The sequence below is a fragment of the Leptospira andrefontaineae genome, from assembly GCF_004770105.1.
Taxonomy (GTDB): Bacteria; Spirochaetota; Leptospiria; order Leptospirales; family Leptospiraceae; genus Leptospira_B; species Leptospira_B andrefontaineae.
The window spans coordinates 357,256-379,168 of the sequence record NZ_RQEY01000018.1 but is presented as its reverse complement, the minus strand read 5'-3'; the positions used below and the strand labels follow the sequence as shown (position 1 = coordinate 379,168).

The 21,913-nt window shown below is 39.1% G+C and carries 19 protein-coding genes; 7 read left to right on the top strand and 12 right to left on the bottom strand.

Annotated features, from left to right (window positions below; translation table 11 throughout):
* The first annotated feature begins 146 nt into the window (after positions 1-146).
* Complete coding sequence (locus EHO65_RS13440) at positions 147-515, top strand: TIGR04452 family lipoprotein (RefSeq protein WP_135775111.1); 369 nt, start codon at positions 147-149, stop codon at positions 513-515.
* 103 nt (positions 516-618) lie between these two features.
* On the opposite strand, the gene EHO65_RS13435 is transcribed toward EHO65_RS13440, so the two are convergent.
* From EHO65_RS13435 to mgtE, 7 genes are all read right to left on the bottom strand, one after another.
* A complete protein-coding gene (locus tag EHO65_RS13435) occupies positions 619-1,218 on the bottom strand; it encodes a hypothetical protein (RefSeq protein ID WP_135775109.1) in 600 nt (199 codons plus the stop codon).
* Between the two features lie 190 nt (positions 1,219-1,408).
* Complete coding sequence (locus EHO65_RS13430; protein WP_135775107.1) at positions 1,409-1,864, bottom strand: TIGR04452 family lipoprotein; 456 nt, start codon at positions 1,862-1,864, stop codon at positions 1,409-1,411.
* Positions 1,865-1,908: 44 nt separating this feature from the next.
* Entirely contained in the window at positions 1,909-2,529 is a 621-nt protein-coding gene (locus EHO65_RS13425) for a hypothetical protein (protein WP_135775106.1), read from the bottom strand.
* Positions 2,530-2,630: 101 nt separating this feature from the next.
* Complete coding sequence (locus EHO65_RS13420; RefSeq protein WP_135775105.1) at positions 2,631-3,038, bottom strand: hypothetical protein; 408 nt, start codon at positions 3,036-3,038, stop codon at positions 2,631-2,633.
* A gap of 184 nt (positions 3,039-3,222) precedes the next feature.
* Complete coding sequence (locus EHO65_RS13415) at positions 3,223-3,834, bottom strand: hypothetical protein (RefSeq protein WP_135775104.1); 612 nt, start codon at positions 3,832-3,834, stop codon at positions 3,223-3,225.
* Between the two features lie 309 nt (positions 3,835-4,143).
* Complete coding sequence (locus EHO65_RS13410; RefSeq protein ID WP_135775102.1) at positions 4,144-4,785, bottom strand: LA_2219 family laminin/E-cadherin/plasminogen-binding protein; 642 nt, start codon at positions 4,783-4,785, stop codon at positions 4,144-4,146.
* Positions 4,786-4,834: 49 nt separating this feature from the next.
* Positions 4,835-6,229, bottom strand: coding sequence for a magnesium transporter (gene mgtE / locus EHO65_RS13405; protein WP_135775100.1), 1,395 nt, complete (start codon positions 6,227-6,229; stop codon positions 4,835-4,837).
* Positions 6,230-6,366: 137 nt separating this feature from the next.
* Between mgtE and EHO65_RS13400 the strand changes: the two genes are divergently transcribed.
* Positions 6,367-7,398: an OmpA/MotB family protein gene (locus EHO65_RS13400; protein ID WP_135775098.1), complete on the top strand. Its 1,032-nt coding sequence runs from the start codon at positions 6,367-6,369 to the stop codon at positions 7,396-7,398.
* A gap of 14 nt (positions 7,399-7,412) precedes the next feature.
* Positions 7,413-8,429 (top strand): cation diffusion facilitator family transporter, encoded by a 1,017-nt coding sequence (locus EHO65_RS13395; protein WP_135775096.1) that lies wholly within the window; start codon positions 7,413-7,415, stop codon positions 8,427-8,429.
* Here EHO65_RS13395 and EHO65_RS13390 read toward each other — a convergent pair.
* Both EHO65_RS13390 and uvrA read right to left on the bottom strand, forming a co-directional pair.
* Entirely contained in the window at positions 8,426-9,484 is a 1,059-nt protein-coding gene (locus tag EHO65_RS13390; protein WP_135775094.1) for an acyl-CoA dehydrogenase family protein, read from the bottom strand. The genes EHO65_RS13395 and EHO65_RS13390 overlap by 4 nt on opposite strands.
* Positions 9,485-9,493: 9 nt before the next feature.
* Positions 9,494-12,328 carry an excinuclease ABC subunit UvrA gene (gene uvrA, locus EHO65_RS13385; protein WP_135775092.1) on the bottom strand — a complete coding sequence of 945 codons (2,835 nt, stop codon included), beginning with the start codon at positions 12,326-12,328 and terminating at the stop codon, positions 9,494-9,496.
* Between the two features lie 128 nt (positions 12,329-12,456).
* Between uvrA and EHO65_RS13380 the strand changes: the two genes are divergently transcribed.
* Positions 12,457-14,169, top strand: coding sequence for a S49 family peptidase (locus EHO65_RS13380; RefSeq protein ID WP_135775090.1), 1,713 nt, complete (start codon positions 12,457-12,459; stop codon positions 14,167-14,169).
* A gap of 88 nt (positions 14,170-14,257) precedes the next feature.
* Here EHO65_RS13380 and EHO65_RS13375 read toward each other — a convergent pair whose 3' ends face one another.
* Positions 14,258-15,190: an L-threonylcarbamoyladenylate synthase gene (locus EHO65_RS13375; protein ID WP_135775089.1), complete on the bottom strand. Its 933-nt coding sequence runs from the start codon at positions 15,188-15,190 to the stop codon at positions 14,258-14,260.
* Complete coding sequence (locus EHO65_RS13370; RefSeq protein ID WP_135775087.1) at positions 15,177-16,766, bottom strand: glycosyl hydrolase family 18 protein; 1,590 nt, start codon at positions 16,764-16,766, stop codon at positions 15,177-15,179. The genes EHO65_RS13375 and EHO65_RS13370 overlap by 14 nt, the downstream gene beginning before the upstream one ends.
* Positions 16,767-16,918: 152 nt before the next feature.
* Between EHO65_RS13370 and EHO65_RS13365 the strand changes: the two genes are divergently transcribed.
* Positions 16,919-17,632, top strand: coding sequence for a queuosine precursor transporter (locus EHO65_RS13365; protein ID WP_135775085.1), 714 nt, complete (start codon positions 16,919-16,921; stop codon positions 17,630-17,632).
* A 138-nt stretch (positions 17,633-17,770) separates the two neighbouring features.
* On the opposite strand, the gene EHO65_RS13360 is transcribed toward EHO65_RS13365, so the two are convergent.
* Positions 17,771-18,109 carry a hypothetical protein gene (locus EHO65_RS13360; protein ID WP_135775083.1) on the bottom strand — a complete coding sequence of 113 codons (339 nt, stop codon included), beginning with the start codon at positions 18,107-18,109 and terminating at the stop codon, positions 17,771-17,773.
* 98 nt (positions 18,110-18,207) lie between these two features.
* Between EHO65_RS13360 and EHO65_RS13355 the strand changes: the two genes are divergently transcribed.
* Positions 18,208-19,728: a 2-isopropylmalate synthase gene (locus EHO65_RS13355; RefSeq protein WP_135775081.1), complete on the top strand. Its 1,521-nt coding sequence runs from the start codon at positions 18,208-18,210 to the stop codon at positions 19,726-19,728.
* Positions 19,729-19,861: 133 nt separating this feature from the next.
* On the top strand, positions 19,862-21,886 hold the full coding sequence (locus EHO65_RS13350; RefSeq protein ID WP_135775079.1) for an oxidoreductase: 2,025 nt from the start codon (positions 19,862-19,864) through the stop codon (positions 21,884-21,886).
* Positions 21,887-21,913: the final 27 nt, after the last annotated feature.

Genomic DNA, 21,913 nt, shown 5'->3' with positions numbered 1-21,913 from the left:
AGGATTTGCTTCCCTTTGCGATGTCTTTTCGAATTTTTTATTGGAAATGCTCTTCAAGGTCCACTAAATCCTGGCACTGATAAATAATTATATGAAAAAATTGCAATATAGCTTGTCATCTTTATGGTGGGTAGAAATTTTTACGCATGCCTAAGTATAAATTTCTAAGATTTGCTATTCTCCCTTTTTTGGTAGTATCAAATTGTATCGCTTTGGACACGTTAGGTTTATCTTACGATAGGATTAAAGGCGACGAAGTTGCAGCTAAAATGGCAGATGCGGCTTTAACGACCGATTTGGTGAATTCAACGATTCTCATCGGCCAACCCCAAATATCAATAACCGCAATCTTTTCTTCAGTAATTGCTGGAATTGATGTCAAAAAGTATTATAAAAAATCAGAACTAGATGATTGTATAAATGACAGTCGTGGGTTTAAAGGATTTCTATTAGGATCAACAATTACGGTAGCGACGTCTTGTAAACTTTCTCCAGATGGGCCTATTCTGGAATAACTTCTTTGTAAAATACTTAGTGGAACCAAAGTCAAAATTCATTCGTTTTTAGATTTATGTTCCACATGCTTCTGAAATACAGAATACTTAGAAATAAGTATAACTATTCAAATTTGCAAACATTCAGCTCTTCAGTAGAAGGATTTTGCTCAATGGTAACTTTCAGTCCAATCCTATTCTTTAATAAATTTTCACTTCCTCGTATTCCGTCAGCAGTTGGATTTAGAGATCGCCCTTTGACATAAAGTGTCAACCGAAGAGATTCATTTGGTTTCAAATTAACACTAGTTTCCAAATAAGTATAATATCCGCCAGGCACCCTATAAGCTCCTAAATGAATCTCATATAAATTTTCTCCTTCTGGAATTGGAATATCCAATTCGCAACCTGCAGGAAATATATAGTGCAAATTAGAAAACCAAAGATTCCAAAAGCTTAAATTTCGATTAGGATTAATTAAGATCCTTTTCTTTATCAAAGATTCCTTATCTTCTTTTAAAATTGAAACGTAAAATTCGCTAATTTCTATCTTTTCAATTCCATCGGAAATTTCTTTTGGGAGAGCCAATTTCAGAAAGGTTCCTTTTAAACCTTCTATTTTATGCGGAAGTCTTCTCCAATACAGCTCTTGGATAGGTGAGCAATTTACTATACCGATAAGGACTAATAGAGAGAACAAATTTAAACTAAAAACCATTTTCATTTAAAAATTCGCCTCACAAGTTCTTGTAGTTGCTTCGCCATATTTAACTGCAGTTGAAACCGGAAAGAAAATATTGATAGTGGAAACAGCAGCATGAAATTGATCACCCTCTATAGCATAGTGAATTGCTTGTTCGATGGAATAGATAGTGAGAACAATACTAAGAAAAACAACTTATAGAGTTCAGTATTTACTTATTGTTCTTCGAAGGATTATTAGAACTTTTACCCATATTTTTATCGATTAACAAATCGTTGGCACTTAAATTACAATTAAAATTGCTCATGTAAGTTGTAAATGAATCAAAGTCTGCAATAACTCCAATAATTTGAAGTGCTTTAGCACAATCATCAATATCATCTTTTTTATAATATTTCGACTTATCAATTTTGAAAACCGTTTCGTCGATTAAAGATACGTATATCACATCTAGAATTATATATGATTCTAATTCAGGTCCGGTATAGCCTTGTGCCGTAAAAGCAGCCCGAGCTGTAAGAGAATCCCCGATCATCGCCGCATCTAAGAGTCTTTTCTTAGCAACGTCACCTTTGTAAGTGTCAGTAAGACCTAAATTGTCAACGATTATGCAATTTAATAAAAAACCATATAATAACGTAAGTATAAATATCTTAATCTTTTTCATCTATTTATCCTATAGTATTTTATCAAAGGTTTCTGAGAATAAACTTAGCGACAAAGAGGAAAACTTGCATGGTTTATGCTTGGTTCCAAATCTAGAGAAATTCCTGCGTCAAGTGCAAAACGATTTTCCATACCTTCTATCTTATTACCGCGAGGATCCTTTAAATTAATCCTAATGGAAAAATTTGCAGGTACGTCAATGGATCGAGAAATTTCACCGCCGCCGACAGGTGATTTATTCCTGTTGTAAACTTTTACTTTAAAGTGATTCTTCCCTTTTGGAATAGGTAAAAAATATTCGCAATCCGGTAAAAAGTTAAATCTCGGTTCATTTCTAATAATTTGTGGCAAAGAATTAAAATCTTTATAAAAATTTCGCCAATACCCGTATTCCGGATTAACACAGGCAGAGGGAAGCAATTCTTCATTGTCTATAAAAACTGAAACGAAATATGTTTTCTTATCTGTCGCCGAGCCGAAGAAATCATCTCCATTTTTTAATCCGTTTTCCAAACTTGGTAATTTAAAAATTATATAAGTATTTGAAAAATTCCCAACTTCTTGGTAATTATAATTTGGGCCAATTGGACCCCAATGAAGACAATTCATTAGGTATGTACAATTCAGTAATAGAATCAGCTTATTGAGCTTTATTTGCTTCTTCACAATAATCCTCCGCAAGCTGAATATGGTTTCTTCCCGAGACTAAAAGCAAGATAAGTTTGCATGAATAATGATTTTGATTTCTCTAAAATCTTGTTGATAGTCTAATCAACTTCAACGGGACAATCATGAAATTGATCATCTTTTAAAGTCGGCTCAATGCGATATTTTAACTTTATCCTATTGTTAACACGATTAGCAAGCTCTTGTGAGAAGCTGGTCGGAGAAGAATATGGTGGTTCAATCATTTCAATAGCCAAAACGATTGAATAGTTATCCAATAAGTTTTCGGTTATTAGTGTATTTGAAAAAAATCCATCTGGGTATTTATTTACTTTGATTTCATATGTATATTCTCCTTTTGAAATTGGCATAACCAACTGACAACCAGATCTAAAATGAAATTGCCTCAAGCCACTCTGCAGGGTATAGAATCCTAGTTTCCTGTCATAATTGATGAGCAATTGTCTTTTTAAAAATGTATCCTTCTCTTCTTGGAAAACTGAGATCAAATAACTTTCTATTTGAATCCTGTCTTTCGAACTTGCTATCTCCGACGGCAAATATAATTTCAAATAGTTTCTCTCAGAATTTCGAATTGGATAATATGGCAAATGTCGCCAATATAGCACATTCCCATAACAATTTAGAGTTAGAAGAAAAGTGTTAATGGAATTTTCATTTGTTCATCTCTCATTATTTAATTTCGCAAGGTTTTAAAGAATCAACGTTAGGATTTGGTTCAATAGTAACTATTATTTCATACCAAGAATGTCGACTTGTTTCGTTTGCTAACCTTTCGCCTACCGTCTTTGCATCTGGATAAGGAATTCCTTTTTCTTTGAAGCTTAAGCGTATTGAATGATTTGGCGGAAGGTCGAAGGATTTCGTTAATACCCCTGACTTTTCTGTGCTATGGTTTTGAAAAGAAAAACTGTAGGAATATTTACCTGCATTTACTGGCATTCTATACTCGCAATTTTCCAAGAAATCAAAGCGGATATTATCTAAATTACTGGGAATAGTTTGATAATTTGCGTAGTAGGCTAACCAATAATCCTTATCAGGATTAATACTGGATGGGAATCCGAGAAGAGATAATTCGTCGCTGAAAAAAACATATAAGGAATATTCCCTTTTCGTTTTTTCCTTATTTGAAATATCATCCTTATAAGTAAATTTTACGAATGTATTGTCACTATGCGAAATATTTCTTTTGGAGAAATATCTATTACTAAAAACACCATCTCTTCCGCCAGAACAGCGTAATAACGACAAAAATATAAATATTATTAAAAGACGATCCATTATGTTCCTTTTGCAGGGCCCACACCTGTAATATTCGTAATTAACCATAGGGCTGCATACGCCATTATTCCAAGCACGTTATCTAAACATTCCCCTAAAATTGGAACGCTCGAAACGACCAGAGAATCTAAAAGTATTTTGGACTTGATAGCAGATTACTTCAATGACGTGGGGAGATTGAAATTGTTGAAGTTAAGGTTTATGAAGAAAGTGAAATAATCTGATTTGAAATACGAAATTGATAACATCATTACATCGAAGCAACCAATTTCGTTTTTCTCTTCATATGCGGGGATTGTAAAGAATAAATTATCTCTTCTTCACTTCACCCTTTAGCTCTTCTTTAACTGTATCTCTAGTCGTATTGGATTTATTTTCCAATTTGATAGTATAGTGAATTTGATATTTAGTAACTACGGGCTTTTCTTCAGAATGTTCCATAGACCAGCGAGTTACATCATTCTGGATGATCTTAGCCAAGTTATTGATTCGCGGAACTCTAGTATTAAAACGAATTGTTTCCACAGCGCCGGTATTTCCGTTTAGGATCACTAAAATGATTCCATCGTCGTTAAAATTAATTCTATTATACTTTACTAATTCTTCGCTGATGAGTGCGTCTCCACCCTTATCTACTTTTCTGCGAATGTATTTGGATCCTCTGATCTGACGGACTTGGTAGGACTCACTTGTAATGTGGACCCTGAAATATTCGGAAGTATCTTTGGACTGACTTTGGAAAGAAATCGGATCAGTTGTGCTGATCTTCACTTCCCTGCCTTCTTCATCTACGATGGTTTCATTGTCTCCTGCGGGATTTGGAAGAATCTCACCTTTAGGAGTTTCCGGAGTCTGGGTTGGTCCACCGGAGCTAACGCAAGAAATAAATGATAAACAATATAGAACCGCAAAACCGGCTAAAATAGTTCGGAAAACCGAAACGCGAAACATTGGCCTCTCCTATCCAAGGAAATTTATAAATATATGCGAAATATTCCAACTATACCAAATATTGCAAGAACAGTGTGGCAAGCCCTAAAAAGCAAAAGAAACCGAACACGTCTGTGGTAGTTGTTACAAATATGGAAGACGCAATTGCAGGATCGATCCCAACTACTTTTAATAGCATAGGAATACAAGCCCCTACGATGGCTGCTACGATTAGGTTTGCAAGCATCGCAAAAAATATAACAATCGCCAGTGCAAGTTTTCCCGTATAAAAAAATACGGCGAGGCCTGTGATTGCACCGATTGTAAGTCCGTTGATTAGGCCGATGATCCCTTCTTTCCTAAAACCGACTGTCCAGTTTGATTGGCTCAAATCTCCCGTGGCAATATTACGGACCACCACAGTGATGGATTGGGTTCCTGCATTTCCCCCCATACCGGCGACTATTGGCATAAGGCTAGCAAGTAATACAAAAGACTGGATCGTATCTTGGAAAAGTGCAACCGTAGAGGCAGCTACCACCGCAGTTCCCAGGTTGATCACAAGCCAGGTCAATCTTCTTCGAATCGAGTCCCAAATAGAGGTGTTTAATCTTTCCTCTTCTGAAACTCCCCCCATTCTCAAGATATCTTCGGATGCTTCTTCCTGAACGATATCCAAGATATCATCTACCGTGATCCTGCCAATGATCCGATCCAGATCATCTACTACCGCGGCGGAAACTAAGTCGTATTTTCTGAAAATCCGTGCTACTTCTTCCTGGTCCGTATCATAATGAATGGAAAATACTTCTTCCTTAACGAGTCTACTCGCCTTCTGGTTGAGAGGTGCAAGAAACAGATCCTTGAGTTTGATAAATCCTTTTAGATGATTCTCAGCGTCCGTTACATAAAGAAGGTAAATATCATCCGTCTCTTTTGCGACCCTTCTCAATTTGATGATCGCTTTTCTGACAGTGTCAGTCTCATAAGCGGAGGCGAACTCAGTCGTCATCAAACGACCAGCGGTGTATTCCCTGAAATTCAGCTGTTTTCGGATCTGAGAAGAATCTTCCCGATCTAAGGAATTCAGAATTTCCTCAGCCTTTGCCTTCGGGATCTCTGAGATTAGATTTGTAACGTCGTCTGGTTCCAGATTTTCGACGATAGGAGAGATCTCCTTCATATTCAGACGGGAGATCAGGTCCGCCTGCAGATCCTCGTCGAACTCTACTAAGATTTCGGACTGCTGTTCAGAATCGCAGAGTTTAAATACGTAGAATGCATCGTCAATATCCAGCTTTTCCAGGACCTCTGCGATATCCGCTGGGTGATTGGAAGAAGTGAAACTGAGTAGGAACTTATTGTCCTTATTTTCTATCTTTTCAAGGAAGGAATCCATCCAATCTGCAGATTGCGGATTCGCCTTCAGGGAAGAAGTTTCCTTAGTGCTATTTGTTTCGTCCATTTGGCGTCCCTCCCCCTATGACAGAATCCTGATGGAATTTATCGGTTCAATGAATTTCCTGCTTTTTGGTACAAGAGTTTTTCATTTGACTGGGGGCTTGCAGCCTTAGAATAGAACCTAGTTTCCAATATCAGACTATGAAACCTTTTCTTTTCCGACTTACTCCCGTTCTTCTATTCCTATTTTCTTTGCCGATATTTTCGGACGCATTTTATTTCCCTTGGGAATACAATAAACTCTATAATGAGAATGCAACTCTCAGAATTGAGTTAGATTCTCTCAGACTGCGTTACAGAAACGAGACCGATAACGCTAAAAAAGAAAAACTCAGTTTGGATGCAAGGATCCAGAACCTAGAAGAACAGCTCGCAGGCGAAAAATCCTTCCGAGAAAAGGACAGGGAACTTGCGGCAGAACTGATCCGCGCCCTAGAAAATCAGATCGCACTTCTAAAAACCAAAAGTGGCAATAAAGAAAAAGAACTGATCGAAGAAAACGAGAAACAGTCCAAAAAATACCAGGACCTGATCTCCGAATTAAAATCCGAGCTGGAAAAAGAAAGGCTTAACTGCATTCGCAAAATGGACGAGCTCAAAAGAGAATATGAGTCCAAAATTGCAAGCCTGGAAGCAAGGATCAAAGAGTTAGAAGATAATCTTTCCAAACTCAAAAATTTGAACGAGGACCAAAAAAGAGAATTAAATCGTTTAGCTGAACAAGCAAACGAATTAGAATCCAAACTTTCAGGTGAGATTGCTAAAGGACAGATCCGTGTAAAACGTTTTCATAATAGATTAGTAATCAATATAGATGATCAGATCTCTTTTGATTCTGGTTCTGCAGAATTGAAAAAACAGATCTTCCCTGCGCTCGACAAAATTAAAGAAATTTTGGTCAAATATCCGGGCAACCTGATCATTGTAGAAGGTCATACGGATAATATTCCAATACGCAATAAAAAGTTTAATGATAACTGGCAGCTTTCTACAGAGAGAGCGCTTTCCGTGGTTCGTTTCTTGTTAGAAAGTAAAAACCTAGACGCGAGGAACTTCTCCGTGGCTGGTTATGGAGAACACCAACCTATTGTTTCAAACGAAACTCCCGAAAATCGTTCTTTAAATAGAAGAGTGGATATTGTTTTAGAACCACAAAGCGGCAAGAGTCACTAAGGCTTCTTTCACCTTTGAAAAAAGATACTCACTCCTCTTCTAATTTAGAACCTTTTGCGAGGCAAGCGATCCTTCGCCCCAAAAGAAAGGATGCATTACGCAGTTTGATTTTTGCATTCTTTCTTTCCATTGGGATCTTCTCCTGGGAAATATTCGGTTCTGCCCAAAGTAAAAGTTTGGCACTTCTAGCTGATGCGGGACATGTAATCTCTGACTCCTTTGCATTTTTATTAAGTATATTTGCAGTTTTAGTTTCTGATAAAAAACCGAATGCTAAAATGAATTTCGGATTCTTCCGGGTAGAAGTATTTGCAGCGTTTTTAAATTCGATCCTGATCTCAGGAATCTCCATTTTTATCATATACGAAGCTGTGCAAAGATTTCGCCATCAGGAAGAGATTGTTACGGAATCCATGTTAGTTTTCAGTTTGGGAACTATAGGATTAAATCTAATTTCTGTTTGGCTTTTAAAAAGGATTTCGGCAGACAATATCAATCTTAGGACTGCTTATCTTCACGTTCTGAATGATCTATTTGGGACAATTGCAGTTTTAATCGGTGCAATTCTTATTCGTCTATTTGCATGGACCTGGATTGATCCATTACTCAGTTTAATTCTTTCTATCTTTATCTTAAGAGCAGCGGCTGTTATCTTGAAGGAAAGTCTTTTGATCCTTCTGGAATCTTCTCCTACTTTTGATGAATGGGATCATTTAAAAAAAGATCTATTGCATATCAAAGGTGTAGATTCTCTTCTTTCTGCTCATACATGGACCTTAACAAAAGGGATCCACGCATGTGCGTTTAGAGTCCAGATCACAAAAGAATCCGATCCTAAAAAAATCTTAAAAGAAGCTTATGAACTATTAAGGGGTGAATGGAAGTTTGAACAGATCTATCTACAATTAGAAGATCCTTCTACCACTCATGTAATCGATGGGATTATCGCAAAAACCCTGCATGATATTGATTCGGAAGAATGGGGACATCATCACCATACTCACGATCATCCAGCGCATCATCATCACTAAAGAGTTCCGAATTTTCTCCAACTTTTGGACTGTTTTAGTCTGTTCTTAATATAAACGGGACTTCTTGCAGGATGGATTGTGCAGAATAATCTCAGGTCCGGATATTCTTTCTTATAGTCGAAGTTCGGAATAGATTCCAAGATGGAGATACATTCGTCCAAAATTGCCTCGTACCCGTAAGGATGATCTTCTTCTATTTTATAAGTTGGATCCTTGTCTTTTTTATCAGAGATCTCTAAACATTTTCCGTAAAGAAGTCCACTTAGATCCCAGAGTTTTCCTAAAACGGAAAATCTTTCTCTGGATTCACTTCCTTGGCTTAAGTCGGAAACAATTTTACGAATCGCTCCGCAGAATAAAACAGCAGCGGATAACATTTCGGAAAGATGTATATCAGCACCTAGTTTCGTATAATCTTCTATAAAATGATAATGAGAAGGTAGTTTGAAATTTTCACCCGTGATCTTACAATGAGTGGCTTCTCTCGCAACATCCAGATATACTTCCTCAATTTTTAAACCGGGAAAATCTCGGGGTATAAAGAATACTCCAAAACGATTTAGCTCTTCTTCCTTGGCTACGACTAGGTAACCTTCGGCGTCTGCTCCATTGGTTACGAATCCTTTATGAAAATTTAATTCTATTTCCCCACTCGGAAGTACTTTTGCAGTAGATTTTAGATTGGTGAGTTTTCCCATCCATCCTGGTTCACTCACTCCCAGCCCTAAAATCCCTAATCCATTCACTAATCGATCTTGAAGTTCGAGTGCGAGGCTTTTTGCTTCTTCCCTAATAGAAGCACCTTCTTCTGAACCGATTACAAGTTTCAGGATCTTTCCTGCCACATTCGTTTGGGCCATTAGCCCGACACCCACTCCTATTCCATGAGGAAAAGAAGGGATCAATATTAACTTTTCATGAAATGATCTGAACCCGCCATCTTTTAGGGCGTTCAATAATCCTGCCTTTGCGATATCGGGCAATGTGGACTTATAAACGGATCTGAATTCTCCCGGAGGAAAGGAAGAAAGTTTATCTCTTAATTCTTTCATCATTGGAGGATGTTAACCCGCCTTCTTCCCTGGATTTCCTAAAACTTTTTTCAAGTATTGGCCTGTAAAAGATTCTTTGACCTTAGCAACTTCTGTAGGAGTTCCTTCAGCGATAATTTTTCCGCCTCCTTCTCCGCCTTCCGGTCCGAGATCTATGATCCAATCCGCTTGTTTGATCACATCCAGATTATGCTCTATAACTATCATAGAATTCCCGCGATCTACAAGTGTGTGTAAAACAGTCATCAAATGTCTAACATCTTCAAAATGGAGTCCAGTTGTAGGTTCATCCAGGATATATAATGTTTTTCCTGTAGGTCTTTTGGATAATTCAGTGGCGAGTTTGATCCTTTGGGCCTCTCCGCCTGAGAATGTTGTAGCAGGCTGGCCTAATTTAATATAGCCGAGACCGACTTCGCCTAAGGTTTCCAATTTTCTTTTTAATGCAGGAATATTCTCAAAGAATGGAACCGAATCTTCTACGGTCATCTCCAGGATTTCGTAGATGTTCTTACCTTTATAACGAACTTCTAATGTTTCCTGATTATATCGTTTCCCTTTACAAACATCACAGGTGACATATACATCCGGAAGGAAGTGCATCTCAATTTTTAGTATACCGTCACCCTCGCAGGTTTCACATCTTCCTCCGCTTACGTTAAAACTAAATCTTCCTGGAGAATATCCTCTGAGTTTGGATTCTTCTAACTGAGCAAACATATCTCGTACAACTGTGAAAAGTCCTGTATAAGTCGCAGGATTGGATCTAGGAGTTCTACCGATTGGAGATTGGTCTATATTGATAATCTTATCTATTTCTTCCAGACCGGTGATCTTCTCATGTTTTCCCCAGACGGTTCTCATCTTCATTACTTTATGAGCAGCCGCATTGTATAAGATATCATTGATCAGAGTGGATTTTCCGGATCCGGAAACGCCAGTTATCACGATCAATTTTCCGAGTGGGATCTCCACACTTACGTTTTTTAGATTATTCTCTTTTGCGTTTACGATCTTGAGCTTTTTCCCATTCCCTGGTCTTACGGTTTTAGGAACTGGAATAAATTCTTTGCCTGATAAAAACTTACCTGTAAGTGAGTTTTTGTTTTTAGAAACTTCTTCGGGAGTTCCGGAACATACGATTGTTCCACCATGTACACCTGCACCTGGCCCCATATCAATAAGCCAATCGGCTTCTTCCATAGTTTCCTGGTCATGTTCTACAACTAAAACCGTGTTTCCTAGATCTCTTAGATCCTTGAGAGTATTCACTAATTTAGTATTATCTCTTTGGTGAAGACCGATAGAAGGTTCATCTAAAATATATAATACACCCTGAAGCCTTGATCCGATTTGAGTGGCGAGTCTGATCCTTTGAGCTTCCCCACCGGAAAGAGTTCCTGCGGCCCGTTCTAAACTTAAGTAACCAACACCAACATCATTCAAGAATGTAAGTCTTTGTTGGATTTCCTTCAGGATAGGTCTTGCGATAATTTCCTCGCTACCTTTAGGTTTCATCGATTTTACGAAGTCTAGGCCCTTCTCCACACTAAACGCAGAGAATTTATCGATAGTAAGACCGTTCACTTCTACATGAAGGCTGACCGGTTTCAGACGTTTTCCTTCGCAGGCAGGACAATGATGATTGGTCATATACCCTTCTAACTGCTGGCGTCTTGCTTCCGAACCTTCTTTATATCTTCTTTTTAAGTTAGGGATCACACCTTCGAATTCTCTACTGAACTCATAGTGAGATTTTTCATTTCGGAAATCGTAATCTATTTTGAGATTTTTATCTCCGTAAAGGATCGTATCTCGTACTTTTTTAGGAAGATCCTTCCATGGAATATTATAATCGAATTTTAATTTTTTAGCCAAAGAGTGAACGGTTGTTAAAAACCAATAACTATTACTCTTAGCTCCTGCCCATGCCTCGATACAACCTTCTACCAAAGAAAGTTCCGAATCTGTAATTAAAAGATCCTCATCGAATTCTAAAAGACTTCCAAGTCCATCGCAGGTTTCACAAGCACCAAATGGAGAGTTAAATGAAAATAATCTAGGAGAAAGTTCCGGTAAAGATTCTTCCGGATGATTCGGGCAGGAAAGTTTTTGAGAGAATGTATGGTCCTTCTTTCCATCATCCATAAGAAGGATTCCTTCTGATTGTTTAAGAGCGGTTTCAACAGAGTCAGTCAAACGAGAACGGATACCGTCTTTAATCACAAGACGATCGACTACGATCTCAATCGTTGCCTTAAAACTTTTTTTGAGAACGATCTCTTCGTCTAAAGTTTTGATCTCACCGTTCAGGCGAATTCTGTTAAATCCGTCCTTTCTGATCTTCTCCAGAACATCCTTATGTTCTCCCTTCTTACCGGAAACAATAGGAGCTAAAATTTGGATCTTAGTTCCTTCCGGAAAATTCAAGATCCTTTCTGTAATTTGATCGATTGAAAGAGATTGGATTGGAGTTCCACAAATTGGACAATGAGGTTTTCCCACTCTCGCATAAAGAAGACGGAGATAATCATAGATCTCCGTCACAGTTCCAACAGTGGATCTAGGGTTACGATGTGTGGTTTTTTGTTCTATAGAAATTGCAGGAGAAAGTCCTTCGATGAGATCCAGATCAGGTTTTTCCATCTGACCCAAAAATTGTCTAGCATACGCAGAGAGGCTTTCCACATATCTTCTCTGTCCTTCTGCATAGATCGTATCAAAGGCAAGAGAAGATTTACCTGAACCGGAAAGTCCAGTAATCACCACGAGTTTATCCCGTGGAATATCCACATTGATATTTTTTAGATTATGCTCCCGAGCTCCTCGGATGCGGATATGATCCAAACGAATAACCCTCTCTTAGGTTTCAGATAAATTCTGGAAAGCCAGGCTGAAAAGCGGTTTTCCTTCTGTAATTTTACGTTTTCCGGAATAAATGTCCGTTTTACTTTGGTCGCCAAAAGGAATTTCCAATGTTTAGAATTCTGTTCTCTCTTGTATTTTTACCGATCCGGATTTTGTTCCAAGGATTTCGGATCTTGTCCTGGATCATTCGCAAGGGAGATCATTTCTATCTGGAAATTCCTTCTTCATTCTCCTTTGATAAAAAATCTTTTTTCGTCAGACTATTGGTTCCGAAAGAAGAAGATCCTTTCTTGGTAGATTTTTTATTGGGATTAAAGGCCTTAACTAAGGTCCCAGGTTTAAAAAAAGTTTCTTTCCATATTTCCAATCCTGAATACGGATTTGGAGAAGTTTGGAATATCTGTGAAACGATCCAAACACTGAATGAAAAAGGAATTGAGACATCAGGATTTTGTTTAGGAGGAGGAACGAAAGCATTATTACTACTTTCTCAGTGTAAATACAGATACTCTTCTTCTGCTTCCGAATTCTTCCCTATACTTCCTTCTGCAGAACCTTATTTTTTCGGAGGTACTGCTAAAAAATTCGGCGTGAGTGTAGAAGCATACGCAAGCGGTGCATTCAAATCATTCGGAGAAACATTCCAAAGAACCTCTTTCTCTGGTCCCGCTCGAAAAAATTTAGAAGCGTTACTGACAGACTATAAAGAACTACTTTCTAAAGGTTTTAAGAACTCCTCAAATTTAGATCTGAAAGTTTTAGAAGAACCGATACTCAGCTCTGAGAAATTAAAGAAGATCGGGTTTATCACTGAATTTGTAGAAGAAGATGAATTCGAAGAAAATTATCTATTCGAAAATTATAAAAAAGAGAAGGAAACGGATAAACCAAAATATAAAAAACTAAGCCCTAAAGGTTTCCGGCTATATCATAAAAAATCCAATTTTTCCATCATCTCCAAATCCGTTCCGATCGTTGCAGTTTTACCAATCCAAGGAAATATTCTGCCCGATCTAGGAAGAGAAGAAGATTTCAGATCCAGACAGGTCTCTTTTAGATACTACCAAGAAATTTTTAAAGATCTAAAAGAAGATCCTAAGGTGGCAGCAGTCGTTTTAGAAATGAACTCCCCCGGAGGAAGCGCACTTGTTTCCGAACTTTTGTATAGAGAGATCAAAAAACTGTCGGAGAAAAAACCAGTTATCACTTACGTATTGAACGTAGCGGCTTCCGGCGGTTATTATCTATCTTGTGCTACTCAGAAAATCCATGGAACACCATATTCTATCGTTGGCTCCATTGGCGCCGTGATGATGAGATTCGAATTGAAAAAATTATACGACAAATTCGGTGTCCAAAAAGAAAGGATCGGATTTTATCCTCATAGAGATATTTTATCCGAATATGGAAAACTTTCCCCTAAGTCGGAGCAGTTCCTAAGAAAAGAAGTCCTTAGATCCAGGGATTTATTCTATAATCGTGTAATCGAATCCAGAAAAACAAGTTTCCAAGAATTAGAAAAAAATTATGGAGAAGGTCGTATCTTTTCAGGAGAAACTTTCCGCAAATCCGGATTTTTAGATTCATGTGATTCCTTCCTAGATATATTACAAAATCTAAAAACAGAACTCAAATCTAAGAAGATAGATGTGCGCTATCTTCCGGGAACCTATAGTTGGAAGGATCTAGTCCAGGACTTAAAACCTGGAGTGCAGTTTTCTAAATTTTCTTTCTTTTCTAAATTAAACGCAGAGAAGAAACAAAATCCGTTAGAAGTCCTACATCTTTCCGAGATTGCAAACGAACTTTCGAATATTTGATTTGTTTCGCACAGAGAACACGGAGATCACAGAGTTAAAAATTCGGATAATCTCTCCGTGAACTTTGTGCCCTTCGTGCGAACCCGCCCTACTCTTGCGCCTTTAAAATACGATTTAAGAGCGCTTCTTTACCGGAAGCGTTTGCAGGAGGAAAACAATAAATTTTAGAGATCCCCAATCGATCACAATCTCTAAAGAAGGAGTATAAATTTTTCATATACTCGGAGTTATTACGAAGGTCCAAAGCAAATTTCCAGCCTCTGGTCAGACTTATACCGATGGCAGCCGACTCTCTATCTGGAGTTTGGTTTTCTGTAAAGATCACCTTTGCCTTAGGAGCATAATGTTTATATTTCACTCCTGGACTTGATGGAGTTTCCCCATCCTTCAAATCACTATAATCTTCTAGATCGGGAACATGTTTTTGTAATTCTTCCCATCCAAAATATCCAGGCCGAAGTAGTTTAGGCGGAGAAATTGAAAAATCCACTACAGTAGATTCTAAACCTATCTCAGGTTCTGATCCTTTCAAGATCAGATCCACGAGTCCATCAAACTCAGAGATTGCATCGTCCAATCTTGTAATAGAAGGTTGGCCGGAAAGATTTGCAGAAGGAGCCGAAACCGGTCCTCCGAAATAAGAAAGCATTTCTAAAGTTTTCGGATGAGAAGGAACTCTTACCGCAATTGTAGTCAATCCTGTAGAAAAAACTGACTTATCTATCTTCTTCAAAACTAAACTCAAAGGACCCGGCATAAATTGTCTAATGAGGATCTTTGCGCTTTCCGGAACCTCTCCAATATCTGGAATGAGAGCAGGATTTCCAATATGAACAATAAGAGGATTATCCGCAGGGCGGTTTTTAATTTTATAAATTTCTAAACAAGAGGAAAGATTTCTGGAATCCGCACCTATACCGTAAACAGTCTCAGTGGGAAATAGAACGATCCCTCCCTCTTTCAGAACTTTTGCTGCGAGAGAAGGATCTTCTGTGATGATTGTGACTTTATTTTTTGACAAGATCCTGTGTGTTCTTGGCTTCTTCCTGACCTTCTTCCGGAGGAGCCTGTTTTACGTCAGGATTCGGGGTTTCAGGAAGTTTTTTAGCCTTAGGAACAGGAGGCAGTTTATTGGTCACAAGCAACTCCAAATAATCATTGATACCTGGATCATTATCAGATAATAACTGCCAGAAAGAGAATCCACCAATATCATAAGATCTTAATAGAGTCATTTTCTCTTCGAAAGCTTTTCTGTTCATGAAAAATGCAACTCTGTCACAACCTTCTGATTTATACCAGATACTTGGATCTTCGTAAGTTTTACCTTGGTGAACCCAGCTAAACTTAGAAAGATTTGTCCATGAATCCGAGTTCTTATTATCCGCTAAAACTTGGGTGATATTTGTAGGTTGTTTAGTCACACCTAATTGTTGGCGTTTTAATGCATCTGACCAATATACAGCCTTGATCTTCGCATTACAATTTAGAGCCCAATCATATCCGTAAGTTGGGATTGCCATATATAATTTTTTAGCAGGAACTCTTTCTTTTGCGTAAGTGATGATATTTCTGATCCAAACGTTTGGAGCCTGAGGTCCAGGTCCTGGATTTCTATACTTACGAGGATGAAGTTCATAAGCCATCACCTTTACACGGTCCGCATGTTTTGCTAAGAAAGCGTAATCGTGGGTCATTGGACCTCTCCAATTCTCAGCAAAATCCATATTAATTTTTTCTTTTAAACCCTTACATGCTTTTAGGCCGGATTTTTTAGCTGCAGTTTTTGGGTGAACAGCTACAGAAAGAAGTTTGCCACGTTTATGGATCTCTTTGGAAAGAATAACGATGAATTCTTCAAACTTCTCCTTTTTCTCACAGCTCATTCCTTCGTAATCAATATCAATTCCATCGAAACCGTAAGTATCTACTTCGTATAGAATGTTCTGGATATGTTTGTCTCTGACATCGTTACGTCCATTCAGACCGATATTCTCAGAAATCTTCTCATTCTTATTTTCCCAACGAAAAATTGTAGGAATGATCTTAACTTTCGGATTTAAAGATCTAAGTTCGGCAACACGCGCATGCTTTTGAGCAGATCCCCAAAGAGAATAAAGATCTCCGTTATTCGTCTCTCTACCTTTGAATCCGTAGATAAATGGATGGATCTCATTGTATAGATGAACAGTACGTTTCATCGCCTCATAGTCGGAGAACCAAGTAGAAGCTCTAAAAGCAGGATCGTCTTCTATTTCAGACTCGGAAGAACTTACAGAACCCGGAGTTCCATCAGACTCGGAAGAAGTAGTATTGGAATTCCACCATTTCTTCCAAGATTCCCAGGCTCCCTCTGTAGGAGCAAGGTCAGATTTAAGAGTAGTATTTTGGAATGTTACCTGCTCTGTTCCAGTTTGGATAGAAGCAGTTTTAGGATCTGCCTTTAAGGCTTGGAGTCCTAGGTAAAAAGAAATTCCGGAAAGTAAAAACCAAGTCAGGCTCACTAGGCTTGTTTGCCAGAGAGGCTGCTTTTTAGCTTGGTATGGGACTGGGCGGATCAAGTCCTCTGGGGTGTAAGGTTCATCGTTTGGATTCATTTGAGCTCTATATATTTATCGAATCGCGGGGGCCAAAAGTAAAGCACCGACTGTCTTCCAGTGATTTATAGTTGGCCTGCCTGTCAAACGTTTGTGGGATTCCCATCTGTTCTTTGATTGACAGAGACTTAATTCGCAAGATTTTTCCTCAGATGCAGTTTCACCGGCCTTTCAAACTATTTTTCGTTTTAGGTTCCATCTTCATAACTTTCCTTTTGATGGCAGAGGTGACTGGCTCTAAGTGGTTCCAAGTTGTGATCGGAAATAAGGCCTTAACCATGACCTTGGGAGTGATTCCCTTCCCGATCACATTTATCGTAACGGACCTTTTGAACGAGTATTATGGAAGAAGAGGAGTTCGATACCTAACCCTAGTCGGAATGGTAATGATCGTATTAGCATTCTTCCTTCTTCAATTGGATATGGCTATTCCAGCCGCCGGAAATTCACCTGTAGACGATCATTCCTTTCAGGTTGTATTCTTTAATACTGGGCAAGTGATCACAGGCTCTATTGTGGCTTACCTGATCGGGCAGCTTGTGGACATCCAAGTCTTTCATTTGATCCGTAAAAAGACCAAAAACAAACTTCTATGGCTGAGAGCGACCGGTTCCACCATATTCTCTCAACTTTTGGATTCTTATGTCGTTATCTTTGTGGCTTACTGGGGAACTTACGATTTCCAAACACTGAATTCCATCTCTTACACGAACTTCTTCTATAAGATCTTTATTGCGATCGGGATCACTCCTTTGATCTATCTAGCCCATTACTGGATCGAAAAATATCTAGGGGAAGATGCTCATAAAATGGCAGAAGCAGCTCTCAAAGAAGGAAAAGAAGAAGTCCAGCCTTATCCTGGCTAAGGGTTCTCACGGAGATCACCGAGGCACGGAGAATTTAAGATCAAAAATCAATAGAGACCTTCTCCTCTTTGCGGCTTCGCGTGAAAATGGTAAAAGATTTGGGTTCACGCAAAGGCGCTAAGGCCGCTAAGAGTTTTATTACCAGTACAACCAGATCCGGTTTTTCCATGGATCTAAGTACGATGCGTATTTCTCGGATGTGGATTCTTTTTGGAATCCGGAACCTAACAGTTTGGTTTCGAAAGATGCGGCCTGGGCTTTTGCTATCTTCCAGACTAGGGTGCCTGGAGTTACGGGACATTCTTCCGCTTCCTTACTAAAGATCACTCTTTGGTTTTCTGAAAAAAGAATTTCGGCATGACCTAGGCTGGAGACCTGGACTTCTCCACCAAAAAGGTTCGAGTAAAGTTTTGCTGACAGAGAACAATCTTCTGATTTTAAACTAGCGCCAAAGAAACTGAGAGTGTCCCTATCCATAATCTGGTCTAATCTCCGAAAGCTCTAAACCCGGTATTTATTAGGTTTACGGCCCGATTCAGACTATAATTTTGGAGTTAGGGAAGTTTTCCAAGCATATGAACTCAAATTTGGATTTTGTTCGGATTTTCGATACCACTCTCCGTGATGGAGAACAATGCCCAGGTGCGGCAATGAGTGAGAATGAGAAGATAGAGATAGCACTCCAACTCGCCAAAATGAACGTGGATGTGATCGAAGCAGGTTTCCCGGTTTCTTCTCCAGTCCAATTCCAAGCAGTCCAAAGGATTTCCAGAGAGATAGAAGGTCCGATCATTGCAGCCCTCGCAAGAGCAGTTCGTCCAGATTTAGAAGCAGCAGCAAAAGCAATCATTCCCGCTAAAAAAAGAAGAATTCATACTTTTATCGCATCTTCTCCCATTCATATGAAATTCAAACTAGGCAAGGACCCTGCCGAAGTTTTGAAAATGGCTGTGGAAGCAGTCAAGATCTGTAGGGACCATGTAGACGATGTGGAATTTTCTCCGGAAGACGCGACTCGTTCCGAACCAGAGTTCTTAAGAGAACTTTGTGAAGCAGTGATTGAAGCCGGTGCAACTACAATCAATATCCCGGACACCGTTGGATATACAACACCATACGAGTATGGAGAATTATTTAAGTTTCTCATCCAGAATGTGAAAGGAAGCGAGAAGGCAATCTTCTCCGCACATTGCCATAATGATCTAGGACTTGCTACTTCTAATAGTTTGGCTGCCATTCTAAACGGAGCAAGACAGGTAGAATGTACCGTAAATGGAATCGGGGAAAGAGCCGGAAATACTGCGATGGAAGAAGTGGTAATGGCCCTTCGCACACGTAAGGATAAATTCGGGATACAAACCAGGATCCAAACAGAAGAGATCGCAAAGGCTTCCTATTTAGTTAAAACAATCACTGGAATGGTGGTGCAACCGAATAAGGCGGTTGTCGGTGCAAACGCATTCGCACATGAATCAGGAATTCACCAAGACGGTGTTCTGAAAAATAGGGAAACCTATGAGATCATGACTCCAGAAAGTGTTGGGATCCAATCCAACCGAATGGTACTAGGAAGACATAGCGGAAGAGCCGGATTCAAAGATAGAATTGTTCGTTTAGGATTCAGCCCTCATCCGGAAGAATTAGAAGCGGCTTACCAAAGATTTTTAGAGATCGCTGATCGTAAAAAAGAAATTTTCGATGAGGACATTCGTGCACTATTTGCAGATGAGTCCAGAAAATCTTCCAACGATAAATATGTATTAGAAAGTTTTCATGTAACTACCGGAACTAAAAGTACTCCAACTGCAAGTATCCGACTTTCCATAGAAGGGAATCTGAAAGAAGAATCAGCAACCGGAGACGGCCCAGTAGATTCTATCTTTAAGGCAATCCAAAAAGCGACGATAAGTGGTGATGTAGAACTCATCAAGTTAGTAATCTCTCCAGTAACAGAAGGACAAGACGCTTTGGCAGAAGCATCCGTTACTTTAGAAAAACATGGTGAAAGAGTCGTAGGAAAAGCAAGCTCTACTGATATTATTGAGGCTTGTTCTCAAGCATATATCTCCGCATTAAATCGTTTTTCTATGAATTGAAATGGTTTTGCCGAATCATGTTCGGCATCTATTTTTAAAATTCCTAGAAAAACCGTTGCCTTTTCCAAATTCAGGTAAAATCCTTTCTCAGTAGAACGACTGTTCTACTCAAATAAAAAGAAAGGTGAATTGTGTGTCTTCTTTAGATATTTCCCCAATCTTCCGCCCGATAGATATCGGAGCCGAAACTATTTCGAATCGTATTATCATGGGATCCATGCACTTAGGTTTGGAAGGAATGCCCAAAACTGCGGATAGAATGGCCGCATTCTATGGTAAAAGATTCGAAGGAGGAGTCGGACTCATTACTACCGGAGGGATTTCGGTCAACGCAGAAGGAAAAGGCTCCAATATATTTTTCGATTTCCAAAAGGAAGAAGACTGCCAAGAACTTGAGAAAGTCGCTTCCGTTCTCAAACCAATGGGAATTTTTTGCGCTCAATTATTCCATGCGGGAAGATACGCCTATCACAGAGAACTTGTAGGACCTTCTGCGCTACGCGCACCTATCAATAGATTTATACCGAAAGAACTCTCAACGGAAGATGCATGGAGAACCATCCGTGATTTTGGATCTTCTGCATTACGTGCTAAACAAGTAGGTTTTAGAGCAGTAGAAGTTATGGCTTCCGAAGGATATTTAGTAAATCAATTCTTCTCAGAAGTAACCAACAAAAGGTCCGACGAATTTGGCGGTTCTCCAGAAAACCGTAGAAGATTTGCGATCGAAACAATGAAAGAAGTCCGTAAACAAGTCGGACCGGGTTTCCCTGTCATCGTAAGAATGTCGGGAATCGATTTGATCCCGGGCAACCCTACCTTCGAAGAAGTAATCGCACTTGCAACTGAACTAAAAGAAGCAGGAGCAGATGCACTTAATATAGGGATTGGTTGGCATGAATCTAGAATCCCTACGATATCCCAGTTGGTTCCAAGAGGAGCTTGGGCGAAGATTGCAGGAAAAATAAAGTCTGCAGTTCCAGGAATTCCAATCATCGCTTCTAACAGGATCAATATGCCGGAAACAATCATCCAAGTATTGAATGCTGGAGAAGCTGATATAGTAAGTATGGCAAGGCCATTCTTAGCAGATGCAGAGATCGTAAATAAGATCAAAGAAAACCAAACGGAAAGAGTGAATACCTGTGTGGCTTGTAACCAAGCTTGCCTAGATCATACTTTCAAAGAAGAAATGGTTTCTTGTTTAGTAAACCCTTCTGCAAACAGAGAGCTAGATTGGAAATCTCTTCCTCAGGCCAAAAAACAAAGAGTTGTAGTAGTTGGTTCCGGTCCAGGAGGAATGGAATCCGCAAGAGTAGCCGCTTTACGTGGGCACGAAGTAATTCTTTTAGAAACTTCTGGAAAACTAGGAGGCCAATTAAATTTGGCTGCTGCTATTCCTGGCAAATTCGAATTTTTTGAAACGATTCGTTATTTCAAAAACGAACTTCCTCGTTTAAAAGTGGATATTCGTCTGAATACAAAAGCGGACCTGAAAATGTTGGATGATCTAAAACCGGATGCAGTGATCTTCGCAACCGGGGTTCTTCCTAGAAACTTAAATCTTCCTGGCTTAGACAAAAAACCACATGCAAGTTATGTTGAGTTCCTAAATGGAACATTCAAACCGGGTTCCAATGTTGCCATTATCGGAGGTGGTGGAATTGGTGTGGACGTGGCTCACAAACTTACCGAAGAAAAGGACCCGGATATCCCTACCTACTTCGAAAAGTATAATGTGAACTCTTATACACAAGCTGTGATCCAACCGGAAACTGCTCATAGAAAAGTTTCTATCCTAAGAAGAAATGGAAAAGTAGGAGCAGGCCTCGGCGCTACAACCTCTTGGGCACTTCTACAAGAATTACAATCCAAAGGGGTGGATTTCCTTTCTTCTCTCACTTATAAAGAAGTAACAGATGAGGGTCTTGTGATTGAGACCAAAAAAGAAGGCGCAAAAACTTTAGAATGTGATTCCATCATCCTTTGCGCGGGGCAAACAAGTGATGCTTCTTTATATGAGACTTTTAGTAAAGAAAGAAGTAATATTCCTTCTTATCTGATCGGTGGAGCAAAAGATGCTTCTGGAATAGATGCTAAACGCGCTATGTTAGAAGGTTATTTGGCTGCTTCCAAGATAGGAACAGAACAAAACTAAAAAAGTACAACCAATTGAATCGATTTC

Coding starts and splice junctions, on each gene's coding strand:
- EHO65_RS13440 (WP_135775111.1), top strand. CDS start 147: ATGCCTAAGTATAAATTTCTAAGATTTGCTATTCTCCCTTTTTTGGTA.
- EHO65_RS13435 (WP_135775109.1), bottom strand. CDS start 1,218: ATGAAAATGGTTTTTAGTTTAAATTTGTTCTCTCTATTAGTCCTTATC.
- EHO65_RS13430 (WP_135775107.1), bottom strand. CDS start 1,864: ATGAAAAAGATTAAGATATTTATACTTACGTTATTATATGGTTTTTTA.
- EHO65_RS13415 (WP_135775104.1), bottom strand. CDS start 3,834: ATGGATCGTCTTTTAATAATATTTATATTTTTGTCGTTATTACGCTGT.
- EHO65_RS13410 (WP_135775102.1), bottom strand. CDS start 4,785: ATGTTTCGCGTTTCGGTTTTCCGAACTATTTTAGCCGGTTTTGCGGTT.
- mgtE (WP_135775100.1), bottom strand. CDS start 6,229: ATGGACGAAACAAATAGCACTAAGGAAACTTCTTCCCTGAAGGCGAAT.
- EHO65_RS13400 (WP_135775098.1), top strand. CDS start 6,367: ATGAAACCTTTTCTTTTCCGACTTACTCCCGTTCTTCTATTCCTATTT.
- EHO65_RS13390 (WP_135775094.1), bottom strand. CDS start 9,484: ATGATGAAAGAATTAAGAGATAAACTTTCTTCCTTTCCTCCGGGAGAA.
- EHO65_RS13380 (WP_135775090.1), top strand. CDS start 12,457: ATGTTTAGAATTCTGTTCTCTCTTGTATTTTTACCGATCCGGATTTTG.
- EHO65_RS13370 (WP_135775087.1), bottom strand. CDS start 16,766: ATGAATCCAAACGATGAACCTTACACCCCAGAGGACTTGATCCGCCCA.
- EHO65_RS13365 (WP_135775085.1), top strand. CDS start 16,919: ATGCAGTTTCACCGGCCTTTCAAACTATTTTTCGTTTTAGGTTCCATC.
- EHO65_RS13360 (WP_135775083.1), bottom strand. CDS start 18,109: ATGGATAGGGACACTCTCAGTTTCTTTGGCGCTAGTTTAAAATCAGAA.
- EHO65_RS13355 (WP_135775081.1), top strand. CDS start 18,208: ATGAACTCAAATTTGGATTTTGTTCGGATTTTCGATACCACTCTCCGT.